Consider the following 2,715-nt stretch of genomic DNA (forward strand, 5'->3'; position numbering starts at 1 on the left):
CCAACTCATAGAGATACTCCACATAGGACATCACAGCACCGTCATAGCCCCTGATCGCCGGGTTGGCGGATTCGATCAGGAAATACTCGTCCGGTCCGTGGGCGCCGCTGCCGTGGCCCAAGCCAAAGTGGCCCGACGCCAGGCCTAGCGGCGCTTCGGTGAAGATGAACCCAGGGTAGGAGCCGGCACTGCGTGGCCACATGACCGGATCCAGCCCGGCGCTCTTGAGCACGCTCAATTGTGCCTGGATCAGATCCGAATCGGCCCTGGTACTGGTGGGGTCGTATCCACCACTGACCCTGACTTCGATGTCGCCAAAGCCCCGCTTGGCCAGGTGCGCCTTCAATGCAGCAACGGCTGCGTCCTTCTTCATTCCGGGAACCAGCCGCATGTCGATCTTTGCGACCGCCTTGTGCGGGAGTACGGTCTTGCCGCCGGGGCCCGTATAGCCACCGACGAGCCCCTCGATATTGACCGTGGGTTGAGAGACCAGTCGCTCGTTCGCCGCCTGCCAGTCCAGATCGTCTATCCAGTGCTTCACGCCGATCTGCTTCTTGAAATTCGCTTCGTTGCTCTGGGCGGTCGCGGCTGCAACCATGGCCTTGTCACCGGCACTGATGGGCGGCGCGACCGGATAGTTGTCGATCGTGATCGTGTTGCCATCGTCCGAGACAAGCGTATTCAGCGCCTTGATCAGATGCCAGCTCGGACTGTCGACCATGGCCTTCAGGGAGGAATGTACATCCTTCGCCGGACCGCGGCCCCATTTCTCGCCACTGGCAACGAGTTCCAGTTCGACTACACCCTTGGCTCCAAGGCTGACCCTGACCTGGCCATCAAGACCCTGACCGGCCGAAGGCATGAATACGCCCGTCGTACTGGCCAGGGCTGCGTGTACCTTCGGATTCAGGACCAGTTCGCCGATATGCGGTGAACCAATTTCCTCCTCGCCTTCCGCAACCAGCACGATATTGACCGGAATTTTCTGATTGGCATCGCGAATCGCATGCAAGGCAGCGAGCAGGGCCGATTGCGGCCCCTTCTGATTCACCGCGCCGCGCCCCATCATTACCTTGCCAACACCGGGCTTGTCGATGATGCGAGCTTCCAGCGGCGGGGAACTCCATTCGGCCGGATCGAACTGCTTGACGTCATACATGAAATACAAGCCGACGGTTCTCTCGGAGCCAGCATCCAGCGTTGCAAAAACGCCAGGCTTGCCACTGGTCTGAATGATCTCCACGAACTGGAAGCCTGCATCGCGCGCCAATTGGGCCATGTATTCCGCGCCCTCTTTCGAATTGAGATCCTCGGCCGCGATCGAAGGCAGTGCAATCCATTCCTGCAGGCGCTTGATTGATGCATCGTGCTGGCTGGCGACAACCTTGCTGATCGAATCCAGTGGCGGCGAATCGGCAACGGCCATGCTGCACGCGAGCATGACTGCGGTAATCGGCAATACACACAGACCGGACCAGCGATCTTTCGGGGATTCGACGAATCTCATGCGCAACCTCCCTTGGGCCAATTCAACCAATGCATCCGAGTCTACGGCAACTCGCCAACGCCGGGACGATAGCCGACCGATTGCTGGTTTTCTTGCGCCGTCGTCTGCGCAACGACGTGCAGCGAACGGTATGATGGCCGCTTCGATATCGATGGCTAACCGAAATCATGCGAACTGCGTACGACGCGAACTGGAAGCTGCTGGCCATTGCCGCTGCATGCGGTTTCCCCATGCTGTTTTGCGCGAGCGGAGCGCAAGCAGAATCCACGAACGCTACACAGGCGTCCCAGGGACCGTACCCGTGGAACTACGAAGGTCAGCGCCCGCGATTGGAGCGTCCCTCGTATATGGCTGGGGCCTGCACTTCCACTACTCCGACACCGCGAGTGCTTCTGGCCGGTGACAGCTGGGCGCAATACATGTGGGATGACGATGCCCACAACGAGATCTTCGACAGATTCGGCATGGCGGATCACCTGGCCGTCAGTCGCTCACTGGGATCGAATCCGGGGCCCGGACATACAGGAACCGAGTACGCGATTTCCGGTAGCGAAGTCCGCGAATGGGTTGATACGGCCAACTACCCGTGGATAGACAACGTCAACGCTGCGCTCCAGGCTCAGCCGACCATCGACAGTGTGATGCTCAGCATTGGCGGCAACGACGTGCTGGCCGGAAAGTCCGGTGGCGGTTGGTACAAGAACATGGATCTCGATGCAGCAGGTTCCGAGGAAGCGTTTTTCACCCAGTTGCTGACAGATAGCGCAGCGATCACCAGCTCGATCACATCCACTCACCCACAGGTGGACGTGCTTCTTTCCAGCTACGAGTATCCGAACTTCAACGTCGGCTTCTGGTGTTTCGTTTACGCCTGCCCGAGGCGACGTGACCTAAGCCGCGATCCCGACAACGCGCTGATCAGTGATGTCGAACTCAACGCGATGATGCTCAACATCGAATCACGACGCATCGCATGGGCAAATTCTGATCCGCGTATTCTGTTCGACCACGGCGTGGGCGAGATGCATCACTACTACGGCGATGGCGTTGCTGCGGCCGGCAGCTTGCAGCGACCAGGCCAATCCGCCCCGGACTACCTGCCCTTCCCCGCCGGCAATCCGGCGCGACCCAGCTTGCGCGAAAATTTCCGGCAGCCCTCCGGCATTGACGCTGACCCGATCCATCTCGACGGCGAAGGCTATCTGTAC

2 protein-coding genes are annotated in these 2,715 nt (G+C 59.7%); one reads left to right on the top strand and one right to left on the bottom strand.

Translation table 11 applies throughout. The features are described from left to right. A partial coding sequence (locus WBP53_RS11255) for a M20/M25/M40 family metallo-hydrolase (RefSeq protein WP_423928941.1) occupies positions 1-1,507 on the bottom strand: 1,507 nt, incomplete at its 3' end. Between the two features lie 167 nt (positions 1,508-1,674). Between WBP53_RS11255 and WBP53_RS11260 the strand changes: the two genes are divergently transcribed. Further along, positions 1,675-2,715 (top strand): hypothetical protein (locus WBP53_RS11260; protein ID WP_423928943.1); only part of this gene is annotated, 1,041 nt, incomplete at its 3' end.

Origin of the sequence: Dokdonella sp. (assembly GCF_049593775.1) — a bacterium.
Taxonomy (GTDB): domain Bacteria; phylum Pseudomonadota; class Gammaproteobacteria; order Xanthomonadales; family Rhodanobacteraceae; genus Dokdonella.